Annotated in this window: 17 protein-coding genes; 5 read left to right on the top strand and 12 right to left on the bottom strand. The window is 45.2% G+C overall.

Annotated features, from left to right (window positions below):
• Positions 1–47: 47 nt before the first annotated feature.
• The gene (locus EAL2_RS13035; protein ID WP_025436796.1) at positions 48–314 is read right to left on the bottom strand and encodes a hypothetical protein; all 267 of its coding nucleotides are present in this window, start codon (positions 312–314) and stop codon (positions 48–50) included.
• 128 nt (positions 315–442) lie between these two features.
• Here EAL2_RS13035 and EAL2_RS13030 point away from each other — a divergent pair, with 128 nt between their 5' ends.
• The gene (locus tag EAL2_RS13030) at positions 443–1654 is read left to right on the top strand and encodes an MFS transporter (protein WP_025436795.1); all 1212 of its coding nucleotides are present in this window, start codon (positions 443–445) and stop codon (positions 1652–1654) included.
• 134 nt (positions 1655–1788) lie between these two features.
• Here EAL2_RS13030 and EAL2_RS13025 read toward each other — a convergent pair whose 3' ends face one another.
• The 5 genes from EAL2_RS13025 to EAL2_RS13005 form a co-directional block, all read right to left on the bottom strand.
• Positions 1789–2769, bottom strand: a complete 981-nt coding sequence (locus EAL2_RS13025) for an ABC transporter substrate-binding protein (RefSeq protein WP_041693220.1) — start codon at positions 2767–2769, stop codon at positions 1789–1791.
• Positions 2770–3068: 299 nt separating this feature from the next.
• A complete protein-coding gene (locus EAL2_RS13020) occupies positions 3069–4049 on the bottom strand; it encodes an ABC transporter substrate-binding protein (protein ID WP_025436794.1) in 981 nt (326 codons plus the stop codon).
• A gap of 358 nt (positions 4050–4407) precedes the next feature.
• Positions 4408–4905, bottom strand: coding sequence for a hypothetical protein (locus tag EAL2_RS13015; protein WP_025436793.1), 498 nt, complete (start codon positions 4903–4905; stop codon positions 4408–4410).
• A gap of 57 nt (positions 4906–4962) precedes the next feature.
• Positions 4963–6069, bottom strand: coding sequence for a D-TA family PLP-dependent enzyme (locus EAL2_RS13010; protein ID WP_025436792.1), 1107 nt, complete (start codon positions 6067–6069; stop codon positions 4963–4965).
• Between the two features lie 2 nt (positions 6070–6071).
• On the bottom strand, positions 6072–6455 hold the full coding sequence (locus EAL2_RS13005; RefSeq protein WP_041693219.1) for a RidA family protein: 384 nt from the start codon (positions 6453–6455) through the stop codon (positions 6072–6074).
• Positions 6456–6643: 188 nt separating this feature from the next.
• Here EAL2_RS13005 and EAL2_RS13000 point away from each other — a divergent pair, with 188 nt between their 5' ends.
• On the top strand, positions 6644–7270 hold the full coding sequence (locus EAL2_RS13000) for an SGNH/GDSL hydrolase family protein (RefSeq protein WP_025436791.1): 627 nt from the start codon (positions 6644–6646) through the stop codon (positions 7268–7270).
• 71 nt (positions 7271–7341) lie between these two features.
• Here EAL2_RS13000 and EAL2_RS12995 read toward each other — a convergent pair whose 3' ends face one another.
• The 4 genes from EAL2_RS12995 to EAL2_RS12980 form a co-directional block, all read right to left on the bottom strand.
• Positions 7342–8688, bottom strand: a complete 1347-nt coding sequence (locus tag EAL2_RS12995; protein WP_025436790.1) for an MFS transporter — start codon at positions 8686–8688, stop codon at positions 7342–7344.
• A 73-nt stretch (positions 8689–8761) separates the two neighbouring features.
• Entirely contained in the window at positions 8762–9832 is a 1071-nt protein-coding gene (locus EAL2_RS12990; protein ID WP_025436789.1) for an MBL fold metallo-hydrolase, read from the bottom strand.
• A 244-nt stretch (positions 9833–10076) separates the two neighbouring features.
• Positions 10077–13229 (bottom strand): DUF3427 domain-containing protein, encoded by a 3153-nt coding sequence (locus tag EAL2_RS12985; protein WP_025436788.1) that lies wholly within the window; start codon positions 13227–13229, stop codon positions 10077–10079.
• 55 nt (positions 13230–13284) lie between these two features.
• Entirely contained in the window at positions 13285–13488 is a 204-nt protein-coding gene (locus EAL2_RS12980) for a dodecin family protein (protein ID WP_025436787.1), read from the bottom strand.
• A gap of 610 nt (positions 13489–14098) precedes the next feature.
• On the opposite strand from EAL2_RS12980, the gene EAL2_RS12975 reads away from it, so the two are divergent.
• From EAL2_RS12975 to EAL2_RS12965, 3 genes are read left to right on the top strand one after another with little or no spacing between them, the layout of a single operon-like run.
• Positions 14099–15082 (top strand): ABC transporter substrate-binding protein, encoded by a 984-nt coding sequence (locus EAL2_RS12975; RefSeq protein WP_025436786.1) that lies wholly within the window; start codon positions 14099–14101, stop codon positions 15080–15082.
• 27 nt (positions 15083–15109) lie between these two features.
• Entirely contained in the window at positions 15110–16030 is a 921-nt protein-coding gene (locus EAL2_RS12970; protein ID WP_025436785.1) for an ABC transporter permease, read from the top strand.
• Position 16031: 1 nt separating this feature from the next.
• A complete protein-coding gene (locus EAL2_RS12965; protein ID WP_025436784.1) occupies positions 16032–16823 on the top strand; it encodes an ABC transporter ATP-binding protein in 792 nt (263 codons plus the stop codon).
• 100 nt (positions 16824–16923) lie between these two features.
• Here the strand turns inward: EAL2_RS12965 and EAL2_RS12960 are convergent, their stop codons facing one another.
• Together EAL2_RS12960 and EAL2_RS12955 are read right to left on the bottom strand one after the other, a co-directional pair.
• Positions 16924–17481 carry a pyruvate kinase alpha/beta domain-containing protein gene (locus EAL2_RS12960; RefSeq protein WP_025436783.1) on the bottom strand — a complete coding sequence of 186 codons (558 nt, stop codon included), beginning with the start codon at positions 17479–17481 and terminating at the stop codon, positions 16924–16926.
• 453 nt (positions 17482–17934) lie between these two features.
• A complete protein-coding gene (locus tag EAL2_RS12955) occupies positions 17935–18219 on the bottom strand; it encodes a GlsB/YeaQ/YmgE family stress response membrane protein (RefSeq protein ID WP_408634031.1) in 285 nt (94 codons plus the stop codon).
• Positions 18220–18226: the final 7 nt, after the last annotated feature.

Here is an 18226-nt window from a genome sequence, read left to right as displayed (position 1 = left end):
ATGCGGACTTTTTTTTAACTTAGAACTTTTCCTTTCTGAGCTGAGGATCAGTGAGGAAACATCATTTCAAGCGCTGACCATATTATTATCACTAGACCAACCGGTATGGATAGCAACGTCAGCAGAGCTCTGTCTTTGTTTCTTATAATGGCAATAAGTCCATTAATAAAACCTGCAAACCCCAAGAAAGCGATTAAAAATGTCGGAATCGGAAGTTCCCGCATAATCTTGAGCGACATCAAAATAATAAAAACAATGCTGAATTCAGCAGCCCATTTGCCGGCGCGGCTTTTGGGCGTAATTGGCATCCCCATAATCTCACCCCCCGCAGTATATTATATATTATATGTATCCAATTTCGAGTATATGTAGTACAATTTTTTTGAAGGATTTTTCCCCTAACACATTCTTATAAGGCACTATTTGGTTGCAAGGAGATATTATGAACAACAAAAATATAGGCATAGCCTCTATAACAATACTTTTCTTCGCCCACATGATGAACGATATGTATGCAAATTTCCTGCCCCAGCTTACAGCCGTGCTTATACTCGGCAATAAGCTGTCGGTATCAGCCGGAACTCTTATAATAGCAACGTTTACTATAAGCTCATCAATTGCTCAGCCGATTTTTGGCTATCTCATCGACCAAAGAGGACAACGATGGTTTGTGCACATTGGTACGCTCTGGATGGCTGTGCTGCTGAGCATGACCGGCTATATCTCAAATACGGCGCTTCTAATGCTGGTTGCGGCAGCGGCAGGCATGGGTACCGCCGCGTTCCACCCTCAGGCCGCCTCAATGGTCGGCATGTCGAGCAGAAACAACAAGGGACTTGTTATGTCAGCATTCATTGCAATGGGCAATCTGGGACTCGCCATCAGCCCCATGCTTCTTCTGCCTCTTTTCAGCAACTATGGCGTCGAATATACATGGGTGGCTATATTCCCGGGACTGCTTGCCGCAATGCTGCTATATTTTTATGCACCCAGAATCGAGACATCAAAAAAGCAGGATGCCCCACAGCTAGGGCTGCTTTTGAAAAGCATCGGAAACTCCTCAAATTCAGAGCTTTTCAAGCTAATTGCCATTGTAGTCCTTCGCTCGGTCGTGCATACGGGACTCATGACACTGCTTCCAATATACTTTCTATCCAGAAATTTTTCGGCGCAGTTTACAGGCTCTCTTATATTTGCTGCTCTTACAGCCGGTTCTGTTGGAGGCATTATCGGCGGCTATATATCAGACCGCTTCGGAAGAAAGCCGCTCATGTTCTTCTCGATGCTCCTGGCTTCTGCAGCGTTTTACGGTTTCTTTGCGCTCTCGGGGCCTGTTTCGTTCATACTGCTTGGAATTGGCACCATGGCTCTTTTATCGTCGTTTTCAGTAACAGTGGTTGTGGCTCAGGAGCTCATCCCTGAAAACACTGCCCTGGCTTCAGGCCTTAGCATGGGTTTTGCTGTCGGCATAGGCGGCCTTGCCGTATCTCTCGTTGGGCGATACGCTGACATATTTGGCATTGATGCTGCTATGCAGCTTCTGTTTTTGATACCGTTGCTGGCTGCAATTCTTGCAATTTTTCTCAAAAGTTCGAAAGATATCAGACTAAACGAACAGATATCAGTCCTTAACTCTAATGAAAATAATATTTAAAAACGGCTCCCCTGGGAATTGATGTGACCCCAATAAGTTAGATTTTTAGGTCTAACTTTTGGGGGTCGGTTCATGCCTCAAGGGAGCCGTTTTGTATATTATGCGAAGCTTATTTTAAAACAAGTCTGCAATATTTATTTTTTCCTAAGGCTTTCCGGAATTGTTATTCCTATGCTCTTAGCAGTCTCTTCATTTATCACAAGCTCTGTATTTTCAGGGGCTCCTACAGGTATATCTTGTGGCGCTTCACCCCTTAGTATCCTAGCTGCAATTTTGCCTGTCTGCAGTCCAAGATTGTAGTAGTTTATACCGTCTGTGGCAAGTGCGCCGGCTTTGACTGCAGCTTCCTCTGCAGCTATCAACGGCAGCTTGTTTTCTATACACTTATTGACTACCATGGGCATTGAAGATGATACGATATTGTCAGTTGGCGTATAGAGAACGTCGATTTTTCCCATGACCGAGCTTAGGGATTGGTCAATGTCGTTTGATGATGTTATGCCTATTTCAACTATTCCGATTCCGAATTTGCTTGAAATCGCTTTGGCTGTGTTCACCTGGAAAATTGAGTTTGCCTCGCTTGTGTTGTATAATATGCCCACCTTCTTGGCATTCGGCACTAGCGTTTTCAAAAGCTCGAACTGCTTTTCCGTAGGCGCGGCAGCGCTTATTCCCGCTACATTTCCGCCTGGTTTTTCAAGTGAAGCTACAAGACCTGCGCCTACCGGGTCAGTTACTGCAGTAAATACTATTGTGATCTCCTTTGTCGCATTTACAGCCGCCTGCGATGAAGGTGTTGATAAAGCCACTATCATATCTTTTTTTGCCGACACAAAGCCTTCGGCTATTGTCTGGGCTGTTGGCATGTCGCCCTGGGCATTTTGAAAATCAATTTCGAGATTCTCACCCTCCACAAAACCCTCTTCCTTGAGAGCGTCAATAATGCCCTTTCTTGAATCGTCAAGGGCAGGGTGTTCTACAATCTGCGTAATGCCTATTTTGTAGGTTTTGCTTCCTGAAGCTGAAGAATCAGCTGGAGCCTTAGAGCAGCCAGCCATTAACGAAGTGGACAAAATAATTGAAGCACAAAAAACAGATACGATTTTTCTAACCATACTACCATCCTCCTGAGATTTGAATTTTTAGGATTGTTGCTGCTGATAAGACGCATTTCTACTTGCCCCCAGGGCCTACAAAAGCCTGCATATAATATCAGGCCCTACACTTAAAGCGTCTTATTATTAAATGATTTTAACATGCATCCTTTTATATGTAAAGGATTCAGTCACTTTCTCCGTATAAATACAGCGGATCAGCTAGCAGATGATTCAAAAACGAAAAAGGAGCATTCATATCTCTGTTTATACTCAGCAATACGAATGCGCCTTTAGAATTTGATTTATATTTGATTTGATTACTTTTTATTAAGACTCTCTGGTATATCTAGCCCAATACGCTTGGCAGTCTCGTCATTTATTGAAAGCTCTGTATTCTCAAGGAATCCTACAGGCATGTCCTGCGCCGCTTCGCCCTTTAGTATCCTGGCTGCCATTTTGCCTGTCTGCAGTCCCAGGTTATAGTAGCTTATGCCTTCTGTGGCTAGGGCTCCGCTCTTGACATGGGCGTCTTCTGCTCCTATAAGAGGAAGTTTGTTTTCGATGCACTTGTTGGCTATTAGAGGCATTGCCGATGCAACTATATTGTCTGTAGGAGTATAGAGCACGTCAATTTCCCCCTTTGCCGAGCTAAGTGCCTGATCGATGTCGTTTACCGTTGTTATTCCTATTTCTACTATTTCTAAGCCGAATTTGGCAGAAAGCTCCTTGGCCTTGTCCACCTGTGCAATTGAGTTGGCCTCGCTTGTGTTGTATATGATTCCCATCCTCTTAGCTTTAGGAACCAGAGTTTTCACAAGCTCGAATTGCTTTTCCATAGGCGCCGCATCGCTTGAGCCTGTCACATTGCCACCGGGCTTTTCAAGAGCAGCTACAAGACCTGCAGCTACGGGATCGGTCACTGCAGTAAATACTATGGGAATGTCCTTTGTAGCATTGGCCGCAGCCTGCGCTGATGGCGTGGCAATGGCAACAATCAAGTCTTTCTTGGCTGAAACGAATCCGTCAGCGATTGTCTGGGCTGTTGGCATGTCGCCCTGGGCGTTTTGAAAGTCGATTTCCAGGTTCTCCCCATCCACAAAGCCTTCTTCCTTGAGCGCGTCAATTATTCCCTTTCTTGCATCGTCAAGGGCAGGGTGCTCAACAATCTGTGAAATTCCGATTTTGTAAGTTTTGGATTCTGAAGCTGACAAATCGCCCGATGCCTTAGTGCAGCCAGCCATTAAAGAAGTGGACAAAAGAATTGAAGCACAAAAAACAGATATGAGTTTCCTAACCATACTACCATCCTCCTAAGATTTGTAATTTTAAGTGTGTCTACATCTGCAAGGCACTCTTCTACTCGCCCCTAGGGCCTACTCATGCCTGCCTTTTCAAGCAGACATTCTATTTTATTGCGTGCCTCACCATGACACAATTTTAACACAGGAGGGAGCAAATGTAAATGATTGTAAATATTCAGACTTTTCTGAAAACTATAAGACATCAAAGAAGGATTCAAAAATCCCAATGTCTTTCATAAAAAAAGAGCCTTGTGTCAATTCATAACACAAAACTCTTTCTTGAACCTTAAATTAATGACATTGTCCAATTGACCGTCCTCATTTTGCCCGCTTCTTACCAATGGGCAACCGAATTCTATTCCAATGGGAAGGACACCTGGAAGACCCCCTTGCCTGCATCAGTCAGTGATACCACCAATCCAGTGTCATTTTCTCCGCCTTCCTTTATGGCTTTCAGGTTCCAGCCGTCATCTAGCTCCGTTTTGCTGAGAATACTCCAGTCAGGGGATTCCTTCAAAAGAGCATCGGCATATGAGTCCATGTCTACGCCGGTCACGTTTTTCAGAAAAATCGAATAGGTAACAATACCCTCCTCCCTTTCCTCCGCTATGCTGTAGATCTCACCCGGAAGACGCGGCACATACGATGGGATATCTTCCGGCCATTTCGTTTGGCCGTCTGTGCCGCCGTCCACATCGGGCGTTTCCGCCGCATCCCCTGTTCCAGTTTCAGTTACCTGTTTTTCCTCTTTAATCATATTTTCTGGTGTCCTGCTGCAACCTGCAACAATCAGCACAGCCATCAAAACCATGCTTGTAAGCATTGTCCTTGTATTGAACTTCATGAGCTTCATTAGATTATCCTCCCATACGTATACAAATAGCTATCATCCTTTTTCTTCATTAATATTCTACTTCAGCTTGCCTCTGCAATCGACAGGTATCTCCTCAACCACTTCGCCATTGGAAATCAAATATGCGGTTTCATGAAGGTTTACAACCGGGCATATGTGGTTTGGTATTATTTCCACCTTGTCTCCAACCTTGAGGGCGTCGTGGAATTCTTTGTTGTATATTATGGCATGCTCGTCGAAAACGTCGAAAATTGACACCTCGGGCCACCCCTTTATAAGCCCTAGTCCCTTTGTGGCTGTTATGCCCTTGCTTCTAGTCTGGGCTGTTATGCCCTTTGCTCCCACATCAGTTATCACCCTTTCTGGAGTCGGAAGGCTTATGACTGTTGTAAGAACAGAAGCGGCGCACCTCTCCAGGCTGCCTATTACGCTGGCCTGTGAGGCGTCCATTAAGATATACGTTCCCGGCCTTATTTCAGTAACTCCGTCAAGTATAGGGAAGTCGTGGAGCATTGAAGGCGTCGAGCCAATGCTTACGGTCTCGAGCTCAAAGCCCATTTCGTAAGCAATTTTTGCAAATTTAAGGGTTCTCTCCTGGCTCCTTAGGTGAATCTCCCTGCACGCCTCTATACTTTCGGCGGCGTAGGAGTTACCATCGTGCGAGAATATCCCCTTAAGATAAATGTTGTTGCATCCCTTAAGGTGTTTAAGCAAAGCTATGTAGTCCTCCTTATCGATGACTCCCGAGCGCTCCTCACCGACCTCTATTTCAATTAGCACGTGCGCAGGCCTTTTGCTGCCTTCAAAAACCCTCTCGACCATCTCCGCCTGGGCTATGCTGTCGAGGCCGAATGATATGTTTACCGTTTCAGATAGCTTTTTGATTCTGTTAAGCTTGATGTCGCCAACGATTTCGTTTGCTATGAATATGTCCCTCAGTCCGTTTGCCGCCATAACCTCGGCCTCTCCGACCTTCGCAACGGCAATACCCTTTGCCCCCATCTCCTCCTGCATGCGGGCAAGCCTCGACATTTTGTGAGTCTTGCTGTGAGGCCTTAGGGCGACATTGTACTTGTCTGCATATTTTTGCATTAAGCGGCAGTTTTCTGTCATGATTTCATTATCAATCAGCAGCGCCGGCGTATCCAGTTCGTAATATTTCATTGCTAATCCTCCTCACATTCCGCTATCGCTTCAATTTCAACAAGGCATCCGCCGTAGAGGTTGTTTGACGGCACTACTATCCTGGCAGGCTTGTGGCTGCCGAAGAATTCCGAATATACCTCGTTCAGGTCCGGCCAGTAGGAGACATCCGGAATGTAGACCCTGCATTGGATGACATTGTCGCGCGATGCCCCGGCTGCCTTAAGAACCGTGTCGAGGTTTTCAAGCGCCTGCCTCGCCTCCGCCTTTACGCCCCCTTCGGGTCTTTTTCCGGTATTTGGATCAATCGACAGCTGCCCTGATATGTAAAGCACACCATTATATACCATCCCCGGGGAGTAGTGTCCTCCGTCTCTTACTGAAAACTCGGTTTCTATTTTTTTCATAGGTTTTGACCTCCTGATTATTCAATGTTCTGTGCCTTCAAGATATTTTTTACCCTTCACCCGCAACTTATATGCAGAAAACCGGGAAATTTATAGTGCTAGCAACGATTTGCCTTATCTGTTGTAAGTGTTTATAGTTTTAGCAGGATTTGTTATAATTGCATCAATACTTATTACAGGAGGCAATGATGAAAACAGTTCTTTGCTACGGTGACTCAAATACCTGGGGCATGAATCCCGAAAATGGCAGCAGGTATCCCAAGAATGTAAGATGGACAGGCGTTCTCCAGAACATGCTCGGAGACTCATATGAGGTTATAGCTGAGGGTCTATGCGGCAGAACTACCGTGTGGGACGATCCTATATCCCTCGAGTGCAGAAACGGAAAGAGGTTCCTGCTCACATGCCTGGCATCACATAAGCCTGTCGATATTCTCGTGATAATGCTAGGCACTAATGACCTAAAGCACCGCTTCTCGCTTGAGGCCGTCGATGTTGCCAAGGGCGTTGAAACTCTAGTGAAAATTGCCAGCTCAAGCTGCGCCGGGCCGGATATGAAGTCTCCAGAAATTCTAGTGATAATACCGCCGCCCACCGAAACGACTGACGACGAAGACTCCCACTCGCAAGGGGGCAGAGAAAAAAGCCTTGGATTATCAAGGCAGTTCAAAAGATTGCTGGAAGACAAATGCCACCTGCTTGATGCTGGCAGCATTATAAGCTCGAGCAAGCTCGACGGCGAGCATATTGACATGCAGTCACATAGGATTCTTGCAGAGGCAGTGTTTGAAATGATAGGAGATATTGCAAAGTAGCAAAAAAATCCAAGCCAGCAAAAAAGAGTCCCGGATATAAGGGACTCTTCTTTAATTACTCGATTTCCAATTTACATATGAATGCTTATCTCCTCGAGGGACTTGCCCATGGTCTCTTTTCCAAAGACTGCAACTACTAATGCTACAGTAGCAAATACAGCCGTAAGCATTAAAAACACATAGCCAAAGCCAGCCTGTGTGCCGAAGGACTTGTAGACAACCGGCACTACAAAGGGCGCCAAAAAGGCTCCAAGACGACCAAAGGCCGAAGCCCAGCCGGTTCCGCTCGCCCTGGCTACCGTAGGATAAACCTCGGGAGTGTATGCGTACACGCAGCCCCAGGCTCCCAGGCTGAAGAAGTACAGTAGGCTTCCATATATTATGACCTCAAGGCTGCTTCCCGCATGGCCAAACAGCCAGGCCGCAAGAGCTGTGCCCGCAAAGTATACAGCAAGCACCATTTTCCTTCCCACCTTTTCAACCAGGTAAGCAGCGCTGAAATATCCAGGAAGCTGGGCAAGGCACATTATAAGTGTAAACTCAAAGCTCCTGACAAGGTCAAAGCCCTTGTCAACTAGCAGCGAAGGAGTCCAGAGCACAAAGCCATAATAGCCAAAGTTGATTCCAAACCATATCACCCAAAGGACAACAGTGCTCCTTATATACTTTTTCGACCACAAGTCTGCAAATGTAATCCGGCCATTGCCTTGCTGGTTTGAATTCTCATTGGCCGTTATTCCAGATTCATAGCTGATGCCGGCCTGCTTTTCCATTATTCCAACAAGCTCGTCGGCTTCCTTGATTCTTCCTGTCAATTCAAGATAACGGGGAGACTCGGGAACAACCTTCCTAAAGTACGCCGCAAACAACGCCGGGAGTGCGCCCACCCAGAACGCAGTCCTCCAGCCGTAAACCGGAATCATTAGATACGCCACAAGAGCGGCCGCTATCCAGCCCCAAGCCCAGAAGCTTTCAAGTATTATTACGTTCCGCCCACGGTCCTTTGTAGGCGAATATTCACTGACAAGCGTGGACGCCGCAGGCAGCTCGCCTCCCAGTCCAAAGCCTGTAAGGAATCTCAGCGCCAGAAGCATCGGATAGCTTGTGGCAAAGCCTGAAAGCCCACTGGCAATTCCGTAAATGATAAGAGTCCACATTATTACCTTTCTTCTTCCCCATCTGTCGGCAGCCATGCCTGAGAGCGCAGCTCCAAGCGCCATTCCAAGCATACCCGAGCTTCCAAGAAGCCCAAGCTGCCCGGTGGTAAGCTCCCAGTCCTTGCCTATTGCTGCCATTACTCCAGCCACCATTCCCTGGTCCATTGCATCGAACATCCAGCCTATGCCTGTCCAGAATAGTATTTTTTTGAGCATAGGTGTAGTCGGCAACTTGTCTATGCGTGAAGTTATATTAAGCATTTTTTTCTCCTTCGTCTTAGCAATTATATTTTCTGGATTGTAATGTATATTTCATAGCGCTTTTTATTGAGTTCTAGAACCCGTGTTCTCTCCAGGCCTTCATGCCGCCTTCAAGCACAAATACCTTCTCAAATCCGGCCTTTTTTAGTATCTGAGCTCCTGTTGTAGCTCTCGCCCCTGAGCGGCAAACAGTTACAATATTGGAATTTTTAAAGCTTTGAAGCTCCCTTTGTTTCATTGCCAGCTCGCCGATTGGAATATTGTGAATCCCTTCAATATGGCCAAATGGGCCTTCAAGCTCGTCTTCCTCACGGACGTCCACAAGCAGCGTATCCTGCAGACCCTCGCGAATCCTTTCATTGAGCTCGTGCGCTGAAATATAATCCACCTCAGTCTCGTTTACGCCCTCCTCCATTGTACCCTTTATTTCGCAGGCCGCAATATCTAAAGGTATCCATGCAGCGTTGGGATCCTGCGAGCAGGCGTAGTTTGCCTTCAGGACATCCTTCATCCACTCTGCAGGTCCAAGGCGCAGGTCTTCAATATATCTAATGAACTCGTCCTTGCTTCGCTTTTGGAGGTGGGGATTAGTCTTGCGCTGAGTTCCCAGATTTGACGGCTGCCTGCCTCTGTACTCATGGGCTGGATAGACTACAAGCTCGTCCGGCAGCTCATCAAGCTTTTTTAGGCTCTCCCAGTGGTCTGCAGGATCTCCTCCCGGAAGGTCGTCTCGCCCTGCGCCGCCATCATCAAGGAAAAGAAAATCACCAGTAAGCAGCTTGTCGCCAACGATTATGCTCACAGCATCCTTTGTGTGTCCCGGCGTGTAGAGGAATTTGAATTCCATGCCGCTTATATTCAATACATCCCCGTCCTCTACACGTATGCTTACGCATTTTGACGGAGCGTTCTCGTGCATAACATACTCGCACCCCGTCGCATCCCTGAGGGCCGAGCCTGCTGATATGTGGTCCGCATGGGTATGGGTGTCAATCACGTGTGTCAGCTTCAGTTTCCTCTCTTTCAACAGCTCGATATAAAATTTGAAATGTTCAATGACCGGATCAATTATCACCGCTGAATTGTCATCATTTGCTATGAGGTATGTTTTGCAGGAGTGCGGATTTAGCTGTTCAAATAGCATGCTTATTCCTCCTTTGTCTTGCGGTTGTTACGCTGCATATAATAATTATATCAATATAAGCTTATTGTAAATACATTATATAATATTTGGCATGAAAATCCACAAAGAATGAAAGCTATTAATGAAAGCTATTGATGAAGAGGAATTCAAAAAGAAAAAGTCTGAGCTCGAGTAAAATCACTTACCGTGACCTGATTTCAATATGCAAAAGCTGGAAAGACTAACAATCTCTCCAGCTTTCTGCTTATAGTATGCTCTTGTTCGCCTTTGGGACAAACATAGGCGGCATGTCATGCTTAAGCCTCCAGACAAAGCTCATGGGTCTGCTCCCTGAGTGGCTTACATAGTCGCACTCTCCAAGGAACACGAAGGGAGACGTATAGGCGTTTTCAGTCTTGTATTCCCTAACAAACAGAGCTATGCGGTTTCCCGTGGCCTTGTGGTTTATATACCTCTTGGCAGTAGCGCTTCCCTCGGCTGTCCTGCTTTGTGTCTGCCAGTGGAACAGCCTGTCGTTTATGGCATAGTCCTCATAAAGCGTCGACGGCGAAAAATCCTTTTCCGACTTGTTGAGGGTGATGAAGAATATGTCGAGCTTCTTGTCGGCAAAGTACTTTACGCCTTCCCTAAAGGCCGGACTGCTGCTTTCATTGAAATATCCAAGGGCCGCAAGCACCTGCGAAGTCGAATAGCTGCTGTGGACACCGAGCGGGCATTCGAATCCCAGATTGCTTTCTATTTCAACAATGTCCATATTCTCGTAGTTGTAATTGAGAATGTCCAGGATTTCCTCCCTCATTTCAGAGCATTCGAGTATCATCCTTATCCCCTCCTCCATGCTGCCAAGTCCCTCCGCATTCGGATGCGAGTTGTAGAAAGAATAATAAAGCATTGAAAGCATCAGCCTCTTCTCTTCCACGTCTGCAGGCCATCCGCCCAAATAAGCTATAAGGAATTCCAAGAGCCGCCTTGAATTCAGATGAAAAAGGCTTGGGAGCCTCTTTGTTATGACCATTTCGGCTTCATAGTTGAAATCCTCCTTAACTCCCGCCTCGACCATCATCCTCCTTAGCGTTCTGTCGCCATTTTTGCCATAAAAATCATATATTGACAGGTGGTGGTGTTTAAGGAAATTAGCCAGAGTTAGCTCCATGCCTGTATCAGCGCGAAAGCACCGTATCTTTTCCACAATATTCTTTCGGCTGCTGGAACTTTCCTTTATGTTTCTGAGTATGTATTCCTTTGCCTGCTTTTCAAGCTGTATGTAGCATCCCTTCGGGAGATTGAAAAAACCGTTCTGAACGTAGTGCTTGACGGAATGCTTTGTTTTACCTGTAAGCGCCCTGAATTTTTCTTCAAAGCTGTAGTTTCTGTGGGCCTGTCCCACAAAGTCGAGTACAGTCAGGCAATCCTTTCCCTCTGACAGCCTAAGACCCCTTCCAAGCTGCTGCACAAAAACTGTAAGGCTTTCTGTTGGCCTCAGAAAGAGCACAGTGTTTATTTCAGGTATGTCAACTCCCTCATTGTACATGTCCACTACAAATATGAACTTTACTTCTCCGCTTGAGAGCATTTGCCTGGCATCAGTCCTAACACTTGCTTCAACTCCCGCAAAAAGCGCAACAGAGGGTATGCCGGCCTTATTGAAAAAATCTGCCATGTATTTTGCATGCTCTATGCTTACGCAGAATCCAAGTCCCTTGACATCGTTTATATCAGCCACATACCGTTTCAGGCTGTTTATGACCTGTTTGCTTCTGAGCTTGCTTGAAGTATATACATTTTCAAGCTCTCTGATGTCGTAGCCTCTTCTGCCCCATTTGAGCCTTGAAAGGTCTTCAGTGTCTGAAACGCAAAAATACTGGAACGGAGACAGGAGCTTTCTGTCTATGGCCTCATTAAGCCTCATTTCACCCGCTATTGTGTCCTCGAAGTATTCAAGCACATTTTTACCGTCCATACGCTCAGGAGTGGCAGTAAGGCCAAGTAGTATTTTGGGTTTGTAATGGCCAAGCAGCTTCTGGTAAGACTCTGCTGCCGCATGGTGGAACTCGTCAACTATTATGTAGTCATAGAAGTCCTCAGATGTCCTTTCATACAGCCTTGTGCTATTGAAGCTTTGTATGCTTATGAAAAGGTTGTCTATCTCCTCAGGTACGCTGCCTCCGACAAGCAAATCCCCGAAGTTTGGATCCTTTAGAATCACCCTGAATGTCCTTAGGCTTTGCTTTAATATTTCTTCTCTGTGGGCCACAAACAGTATGCGAGAAGACGCCTTGCTGGCCTGCCTGAATCTTTTATAGTCGAAGGCCGATATCACAGTCTTGCCGATTCCCGTTGCCGCCACCAGCAAATTTTTGTACCTGCCGAACACCTCGCGCTCCACCCGAAGCTTTTCAAGCATCTCCTTCTGGTAGTGATAGGGCTGTATGTCGAATTCAACGTATGAATCGTCACGGCCTTGACGATTCTTGCTCAGCGCCGCTCTCAGCCTCTGTACCTCCTCCTCGTTTCCCCCGCAAAAGTGCACGAATTCACTGTCGTTCCAATAGCTCTCGAATGTAGCCTCGAATTTTCTGAGTATGTCGAAGGAGTCCTTTTCAGTCACCTTTATGTTCCACTCAAGCCCAGAGGTGAGAGCAGGATTCGAGATGTTCGACGATCCTATGTAGGCTGTTGAAAATCCAGTTTCCCGCTTGAACAGGTAAGCCTTGGCATGAAGTCGAGTCCTGTCTGTATCGTACGAAATTTTGACCTTTGTGTTCTTGAGGCGGCTAAGCTCGAGCACAGCCTTATAATCGGTGGCCTCCATGTACGAGGTTGTGATTACTCTGAGCCTGCCCTTTCTGTTTTCCGTGAAATCCTTAAGCTCTTCTATTATGCATCTCAGGCCGCTCCATTTTATGAACGAGACGAGCATGTCTATAGAATCAGATGTTGCGATCTCTTTTTTGAGCTCCTCTAGCATGCTGGGCTCATAGTGAGAACCTGTAAACAGAGAGCTCTCTGAAAGAGGCGTAACAGGCCTTACTTGCCTTTTATTTCTAAGCCCTCTTATGCTGTTGAGCCTTGAATATATCGATGTCAGGACCTCTCCTTCCTCCCCTATTTTGAGTGAGTCAAACTCGTCTTCCTCAAGCCTTTCGCTGAGAGTAGAAATAACATCGTTGCATGTGGCAATCTGCAGAAGTAGCGCCTCCCGATCGTCTGAGCTGCTGTCCCTTACATACTTGAGAGCCATTCTCGTGACAGCCGAGATGTATGCGGAAAGTGTTTTTCGTGCCTCCTCCACGTCCAAACTCTCCTTGCACACTTCAAAATCGGCAATTTCGAGAGCTTCAATGTCACTTTTTATCTTTTCAGTTATTATTTCTTCATAAATTCCCTCTCTTAGCATGATTCCTCCTAAAAAAATCCCCTGGTTATATGCCCAGGGGATAGCTTGTCTGTTCCTAATCTGTTACTAAAAAAGAAATCTTTGCGTTAACGCGGTACTTAACAATCTTGCTGTCTTTTACAATCGCCTGCATATTCTCAATATATACAGATTCGATGTTTCTCACTGTCTTGGAAACCTCTGTTACTGCCGCTTGCGCCGCAGCCTCCCAGCTTTCATTCGATTCTGCCAGAATTTCAATAACCTTAACAACTGACATATTGCAGCCTCCTCTCTTCCCTTCGGAAACACAAAAAATCAAAATGGTAGGTGTGAAGCAACTTCAACTAGAATTATATTGCCCTTTACGCCACATCATCTAGTAAAATTGTTAGTATCAAGTTAAAAAAATGATGCATATTAAGAATATATCCATACCCGCCTTGAACTAAACTGTTTTCAGAACTATTTTTTCCTGCATTTCACCGCACATATAGTCAAAATATTCCGACAATTTTCCTCTAATTGCTTGACAATTATACATACTGTAATTATAATAAATCTAATCAAACTGATGAAGTGGATATAAAGCCTTTATAAGCGCCTATAGAGAGCAGGGGATGCTGGAAACCTTGCGGAGATGCTGTTTGGCAAATGGACCATTGAGGGCGAGGTGAAAGATTCATGTATACTCTTGAATCTAGTAGCCGAGACGTGTGTTGGCGTTAACAACAGGAAATGTGCTGGCATTTTCGCTTTATGAGAATTGTTCTTCCAATCGGAAGTATAGCTCATATTCAATGTATTAAGGTGGCAAATCAGATGTCAACTGTCCTTATGGTAAGGGCAGTTTTTTTGTTTATAAAAATTTATTTAGAGGGGGAAATACTATGAAAAAATTTATATCGCTTTTACTCGTAGGATGCATGGCTTTGGGAACTTTGGCAGGATGTGCAGGGAAGGAGGAACCGGCTAAGGATGATGTGTATAAAATTGCTATAATACAGCCAATGGATCATCCATCGCTCAACCAGATTCGCGAAACAATAGTATCTGAACTGGATGCGCTGGGTATGAGTGGCAAGGTTGAAATCGAGTTCAAGAACGCCAACGGCGACATGAACCTTCTGCCTTCAATCATGCAGGACATGCTAAGTGATGACGTGGATATGCTCGTTCCAATCGCAACACCGACAGCGCAGGCTGCTATGGCTTCCACTACAACAGTGCCTGTAGTTTTTTCGGCAGTCAGCAATCCTATAGAGGCAGGTCTTGTGAAGTCATTCGAGGAAACAACAGGCAATATTACTGGGGTTTCGAATTCTATAGCAATAGAGGACATTTTCAAGCTCGCAGCCGAGCTTACACCAGATGCAAAGGTCTTCGGCTTTATTTACAACAGCAGCGAAATAAACTCTACAGCGGGAATTGAAAGGGCAAAGGATTACTGCGATAAGAACGGAATACAATACAAAGAGGCTACAATAACAGGAACAACTGATCTGCAGCAGGCGGCTTCTTCCCTCGTTGGCGAGGTGGATGCCTTCTTTACTCCTAATGACAACACCGTAGCTTCGGCTATGCCTACCTACCTTCAGGTTGCAAATGCCGCCAAGCTTCCAATATATGCTGGAGCCGATTCAATGGTTGCCGACGGCGCCCTGGCCACGGTTGGAATTGACTACACCGTGCTTGGAAAACAGACTGCCGCAATGATAGTGCGTATCGTAAACGGTGAAACAATAGCTCAAAATCCAGTTGAACAGATAGCCGAATATTCAAACATGATCAACATGAAAACTGCCAATGAACTGGGCATAACAATACCTGAAGCCTTGAAGGAAAAATTCGTAATCATAGAAGAAAAGAAATAATAGAAATCATAAGAGAGGATGCTTGCTATGACATTACTTATCGGTTCCATACAGCTTGGTCTGCTCTATGCCGTATTGGCCCTGGGAATCTATATAACATTTCGAATACTTAATTTGCCGGACCTGACTGTCGACGGGAGCTTTTCACTCGGTATGGCTTGTGCTGCCGTTGTAACTATAAGTGGCCATCCTTTCCTTGCATTATTCATTGCTGTAATTGCCGGCGCATTAGCCGGCTTGGCAACCGGCCTGCTCCAGACAAGGCTCAGCATACATCCCATACTGGCGGGAATCCTCGTGATGACAGGTCTGTATACAGTTAACCTTGGGATTATGGGCGGCAAGGCCAATCTGTCCGTAGTCGGCAATGAGACTTTTTTTACTGCGGCAGAATCTTTAATTGGAGCTCCGGTCGATATTAGCAGGACTCTTCTTGCCCTGGCAGTATGCATATTAATGACACTCATTCTGGCTGTAGCCTTTAAGACAAGGTTTGGCCTTGCCATACGTGCAACAGGAGACAACGAGGACATGGTTCGCTCCTCATCCATAAATGCCAATGTTTCCAAATGCATCGCACTGTCAATGGGCAACGCCTGCGTAGCCCTCTCAGGGGCTTTGATCTGCCAGTATCAGCTTTTTTCAGATGTTGGCTCAGGAAGCGGCATGGTGGTAATCGGTCTGGCGTCAGTAATCATAGGCGAATCTGTATTTGGAAAGCGCAGCGTTACCATCGGACTCGTTTCAGCGGCCGTGGGCTCCATCATTTATAGGATAATCTTGGCATTTGCTTTGAAAATAGACTTGTTCCCTTCATATTCGTTGAAGCTTATTTCCGCTGTTATTGTAATGGTAGCTCTTTCAGGGCCTGCAATAAAAGCAAACAGGCAGCAGAAAAAAATCAGAAGGGAGGTCAAGAACCATTTGACTGAAAATGGTTTGGAATAATATGCTCGATTTGATAAACGTAACTAAAACCTTTAATCCCGGAACAGTGAATGAAAAAAAAGCCCTAAACTCTGTAAACCTCCATTTGGACCCGGGTGATTTTGTCACAATAATCGGCTCAAACGGCGCCGGAAAGTCAACGCTCTTTAACGCCATAGGCGGAGCCTTCTATATTGACAAGGGCGCCATAATTCTAGACGCCAATAATATCGCCGCAGATCCGGACTATAAAAGGGCGCTTGACATCGGAAGGCTCATGCAGGATCCGATGAAAGGCACTGCCCCATCCATGACCATAGAGGAAAACCTGGCGCTAGCGTATACCAGAAAGGCCAAGAAGAGCTTTTTTGCCTTGAACAAGAGGGATTCCTGGCATTTCAGGGAACTGCTCTCCTCATTAGATCTGGGCTTGGAATACCGGATGAAAACAAAGGTAGGGACTCTCTCTGGCGGCCAAAGGCAGGCTGTCACGCTTCTTATGTGTACAATAGCTTCACCCAAACTACTGCTTCTTGATGAGCATACGGCAGCCCTCGACCCGGCTACAGCCCAGAAAATACTTAAAATAACTACTGAGATTGTTGCTGAATCAAAAATCACGACGATGATGATAACGCATGACATAAAATCCGCACTTTCTACTGGCAACCGCACTATTATGATGGATGAAGGCGAAATCATTCTGGATATAAAGGGTGATGAGCGCAGCAATATGACTGTAGAAGAGTTGCTGACCTACTACTCGAAGGAGAGAAAAAAAGAGCTCATGGATGACAGGATTTTGCTGTCATGATTTGAAAACGAGGGCACGGCATACTGCCAAGGCAGTTTGCCGTGCCCTCGTTTATATTCCCGGAAGTTTTCCGAATTACATAGTATTGCACATTAATTTCCTATTTCTCTGTATAGTATGACGGCTTGCAAATTATTTCATTGATCTTTGTTTCGAATATGCTGCTTGCATGTGAAGGAGTGACTATAACAGCTGTGTCCGCCCCCTTGCCTGAACCTGCCACTGCAATAATCGGTTCTCCATATGGTATAAGCCCGGCATCCAGCGCCATTACAGACACCTCTACGCATACCTTTACGCCTTGGCCAAGCATCCTGAGCGTGTTTGCCATTATTTCCACCGGATAAGTCCCTCCAAAGGCTCTGCTTATGCCTCTTTCGGCGCCGCTAAGTACATGGGTTGTAGACAGCACTTTTATGCCCACGCCTTCGAGCTCGTCCTTGACTTCCTGCTGCATTGATTTTTTGCCCGGCTCTGAGAATCCATTTACATAAGTCACACATACTACATTGATGTCATTCCTATCCTTGAAAAGCCCTGCAGTGTCGCCGCTGGAAGAAGCCACGACAATATTTTTGATGTTTTTCTCTCCTGCCGCCTTTATCGCAAGGTCTACTGTTGATTTAGTATTTACCTTGCCAATCGATTCATAATACATATTCACATCACCCTTTCAAAATTATTGTATAAATATATTTAATATTTTATTATATATTGTGTTTAAAGCATTGCTTGGCGGGTATTTATCTAATATCAATTAAATATACTATTTATCTCAATATAATCATAAAAGGATGTTAAGTAAAGATATAAAATCAGTCATCATCTTAATTTAAGTAAGATGATGGAAGATAACAAAAATATCTTTAATAAATCCTAATATTGATTATACTAAAGAAAATACTATATTTAATTTTTATATAAAAAAATATAAAGGGATGCTATATCCCGAAAGGAGCAGATTCCCAATATGTTTGAGAATTTGTCATCAAATGAAAAAGGACTTATCTTTTAATATCAGTATACTTAAAAAAACTGAATTAAAAGAGAAAAGTCCTTTTTTCATGCGGTTATTTACATGCAGTATGTTTTTTCACAGGAATCCTCCTGGCTACTTTCTCAATTTATTCAATACGAATAAGAATATGAAAGCTCCAAAAGTCGCAACCATTATGCTCCTTAGGTTCAATCCTGTCACTCCGCTGCCACCTACGAATCTCAGTATGAAACCTCCTACAAATGCGCCTATTATGCCTACGACAATATTCGCCAACGCTCCCATCTTTGCGTTGTCTCCAGACATAATACTAGCTAGCCAGCCAGCAATCGCACCTACTATTATCCAAGAAATGAAACTCATACGCTCATCCCCTTTCTCCACAAAAAATATCTTCACTAAAATC

The sequence above is a fragment of the Peptoclostridium acidaminophilum DSM 3953 genome, from assembly GCF_000597865.1.
GTDB classification, from domain to species: Bacteria; Bacillota; Clostridia; order Peptostreptococcales; family Peptostreptococcaceae; genus Peptoclostridium_A; species Peptoclostridium_A acidaminophilum.
Note: the sequence above shows the minus strand (reverse complement) of the source record. Positions and strands in the feature narration are given on the sequence as shown.

Bases quoted from the DNA above. Each gene is read 5' to 3' on its own strand.
- EAL2_RS13035 (WP_025436796.1), bottom strand. From the start codon at position 314: ATGGGGATGCCAATTACGCCCAAAAGCCGCGCCGGCAAATGGGCTGCT.
- EAL2_RS13030 (WP_025436795.1), top strand. From the start codon at position 443: ATGAACAACAAAAATATAGGCATAGCCTCTATAACAATACTTTTCTTC.
- EAL2_RS13025 (WP_041693220.1), bottom strand. From the start codon at position 2,769: ATGGTTAGAAAAATCGTATCTGTTTTTTGTGCTTCAATTATTTTGTCC.
- EAL2_RS13020 (WP_025436794.1), bottom strand. From the start codon at position 4,049: ATGGTTAGGAAACTCATATCTGTTTTTTGTGCTTCAATTCTTTTGTCC.
- EAL2_RS13015 (WP_025436793.1), bottom strand. From the start codon at position 4,905: ATGAAGCTCATGAAGTTCAATACAAGGACAATGCTTACAAGCATGGTT.
- EAL2_RS13010 (WP_025436792.1), bottom strand. From the start codon at position 6,069: ATGAAATATTACGAACTGGATACGCCGGCGCTGCTGATTGATAATGAA.
- EAL2_RS13005 (WP_041693219.1), bottom strand. From the start codon at position 6,455: ATGAAAAAAATAGAAACCGAGTTTTCAGTAAGAGACGGAGGACACTAC.
- EAL2_RS13000 (WP_025436791.1), top strand. From the start codon at position 6,644: ATGAAAACAGTTCTTTGCTACGGTGACTCAAATACCTGGGGCATGAAT.
- EAL2_RS12995 (WP_025436790.1), bottom strand. From the start codon at position 8,688: ATGCTTAATATAACTTCACGCATAGACAAGTTGCCGACTACACCTATG.
- EAL2_RS12990 (WP_025436789.1), bottom strand. From the start codon at position 9,832: ATGCTATTTGAACAGCTAAATCCGCACTCCTGCAAAACATACCTCATA.
- EAL2_RS12985 (WP_025436788.1), bottom strand. From the start codon at position 13,229: ATGCTAAGAGAGGGAATTTATGAAGAAATAATAACTGAAAAGATAAAA.
- EAL2_RS12980 (WP_025436787.1), bottom strand. From the start codon at position 13,488: ATGTCAGTTGTTAAGGTTATTGAAATTCTGGCAGAATCGAATGAAAGC.
- EAL2_RS12975 (WP_025436786.1), top strand. From the start codon at position 14,099: ATGAAAAAATTTATATCGCTTTTACTCGTAGGATGCATGGCTTTGGGA.
- EAL2_RS12970 (WP_025436785.1), top strand. From the start codon at position 15,110: ATGACATTACTTATCGGTTCCATACAGCTTGGTCTGCTCTATGCCGTA.
- EAL2_RS12965 (WP_025436784.1), top strand. From the start codon at position 16,032: ATGCTCGATTTGATAAACGTAACTAAAACCTTTAATCCCGGAACAGTG.
- EAL2_RS12960 (WP_025436783.1), bottom strand. From the start codon at position 17,481: ATGTATTATGAATCGATTGGCAAGGTAAATACTAAATCAACAGTAGAC.